The organism is Mycobacterium sherrisii, assembly GCF_002102355.1.
GTDB classification, from domain to species: domain Bacteria; phylum Actinomycetota; class Actinomycetes; order Mycobacteriales; family Mycobacteriaceae; genus Mycobacterium; species Mycobacterium sherrisii.
Genome location: NZ_LQPT01000096.1, coordinates 1 through 2098 on the forward strand (window position 1 = coordinate 1; position 2098 = coordinate 2098).

General features: G+C 66.9%; 3 protein-coding genes. All 3 read right to left on the bottom strand.

The features are described from left to right. The coding region (locus tag AWC25_RS19685) for a DUF732 domain-containing protein (protein WP_085167314.1) at positions 1-320 on the bottom strand (320 nt) is incomplete at its 3' end. Between the two features lie 46 nt (positions 321-366). Beyond that, entirely contained in the window at positions 367-1767 is a 1401-nt protein-coding gene (locus AWC25_RS19690) for a PPE family protein (RefSeq protein WP_085167312.1), read from the bottom strand. A gap of 3 nt (positions 1768-1770) precedes the next feature. Further along, on the bottom strand, positions 1771-2098 hold a 328-nt coding region (locus AWC25_RS19695), incomplete at its 5' end, for a PPE family protein, SVP subgroup (protein WP_425320234.1).

The window sequence follows — 2098 nt, forward strand, 5'->3', positions numbered from 1 at the left end:
GCTTTGGCGAGTTGTTGTGGGCAGTAGTATTTCGCGGAGATCAGGGCGAAGTTGGATGCCATTTCCATGTCCATGCCGGGGTTGTGCAGTTTGACGTCGTGGAGCAGTTCTAAGGCGTTTTCGCCGTTGTTGAGGCAGGAACACACGGCGCGGCCCGCGGTGACGGCTGAACCGTCGCTGGAGAAGCTGAAGTGCGCTTGATGTAGGGCGGCGATGAAGGCTGCGTCGTCGCCGTCGGGTTCGGGGATGGGGTCGGCGTGGGCGGGCGCCGCGAGCGCGACCATGGCGGTGACCCCTAGGAGCGTTACGAGCCGTTTCATTTTCTACCTTCTTCCGTACTGATCTGAAGGGGGAAGGGCTTGTGCCTTAACTGATTTGGGCTTCTTCGGTGGGGATGACTTGGGGTTTGTGCTTTTTGAGGTGTACGGCGTGGATGCCGGGTTTTTTGGCGAGTTGTTCGAGGAGGGTGTCGAGGCCTTCTTGGTCGACGTTGTGGTGTTGCACGGTTTCGGGCTTCTCCGAGATCTGGGCGACCAGCCGTTTGAGGTGTTCGGGGGAGTTTTTGTCTTTGAGGTCTTTGAGCGGGGTCATCCGGTTGCGGATGCCGGCTCCGACCACGGTGGGGCTCCCGGCGCCTAGGGCGCTGCCGAGCATGCCCGCCATGCCCATCGAGCTGAACAGGCTGCCCTCCCCCAGCGCGGCGGCGGGAATGGCTTGGGGGCCGGCCGCGGTCAGCGCGGCGGCCACGGTCCGGATCGCCGGGGTGGCCGAGGCCCAGCTGGGCGGAACAGTCAACGCACCCACCAGGGTGCCGCGGGCGAAGCCGGCGGTCGGGCTGATCGCACCGTAGAGGGTGCCGCGGCCAAATCCCAACGCCCCCAACCCCGCTCCGAGTGCCTCCTTGGGCAGCGCCCCATAGGCAACCGGAGGCGCGAACTTCAACCACTGCGACAGCGGGAAGTTGACCAGCAATCCGATGTCGTTGAAGGTGGTGGTGAGCCCGACCGGAACTTTCACGGCGTTGTACATGGCGGTGTAGAAGTTCGCTCCGCCCGGCACGGTGTTGAGCAGGTTGGTCCAGAAGTTCTGGTAGTCCGTGGCCAGTTGGGCCAGCCACGCCAACGGCCCACTGAACCCGCTCGGCGTCGTGGCCGCGGCGGCCACGGTTTTCGCGGCGGTGCCAGCGCCGGTGGAGGAGGCGGTGGTGACCGCGGCCTCTTGTAGGGCGGGGCCTTCTTCATTGGTGGTGTGGGGGGCGGGGGTGAATGCAGTGAGGTTGGTGGTGGTGGTGGCTGAGGAGGCGAAGTAGGTGTCCATGGCTTCGGCGTCTTGGGCCCACATTTGGGCGTATTGGGCTTCGGTGGCCGCGATGGCGGCGGTGTTTTGGCCCAAGAGGTTGGCGGCCATCAACTGCGCCAGCAACGCGCGGTTGGCCGCGATCACCGGTGGGGGCACGTGGGCGGCGAACGCGGTCTCATAGGCGGTGGCGGCCGCGCTGGCCTGGGTCGCGGTCTGGGCGGCCAGGGCGGCGGTCTGGCGCATCCAGGCGACGTAGGGGGCGGCCGCAGCGGCCATGGCTAGTGCGGAGGGACCGACCCAGGGGCCGCTGGTCAGGTTGGCCAGTACCGAGGAGTAGGCGTCGGCGGTGGCCTGTAATTCGGTGGCTAGGTTTTGCCAGGCGGTGGCCGCGCTGATCAACGATTCTGCGCCGGGGCCGCTGTAGATGCGTGCGGAGTTGAATTCGGGGGGAAACGCTGCATAGAACATGGGTTAGTCCTCCAAGGCCGGGATGACGATGATGGTGGCCGCGGCCGGATCGGCTTCGGCGACAAGGCCGCCCAAGGCGGCGGCGGTGGCGGTGTTGGCGCTGACCGAACGGGTGGTGGTGGCAGCCACCGCGCGGCCGGCCAGGCTCGACAACGCCATCTGGCTAAACACGCCCTCTTGACCCATCAGCGTGGCCGCCGGGGCGGCAGCGAGGTTGGCCGGCAGGGTTTGGGCCAGGGTGCGTATCACCGGGGCGGCCTCGGTCCAGCCCTGGGGCACCGACATGCTGCCCACCAAGGCGGCCTTGCCCATCGACCCCGACACCGGAACC

Excerpts from the sequence above, each read along its gene's own strand:
- AWC25_RS19690 (WP_085167312.1), bottom strand. The coding sequence starts at position 1,767 with ATGTTCTATGCAGCGTTTCCCCCCGAATTCAACTCCGCACGCATCTAC.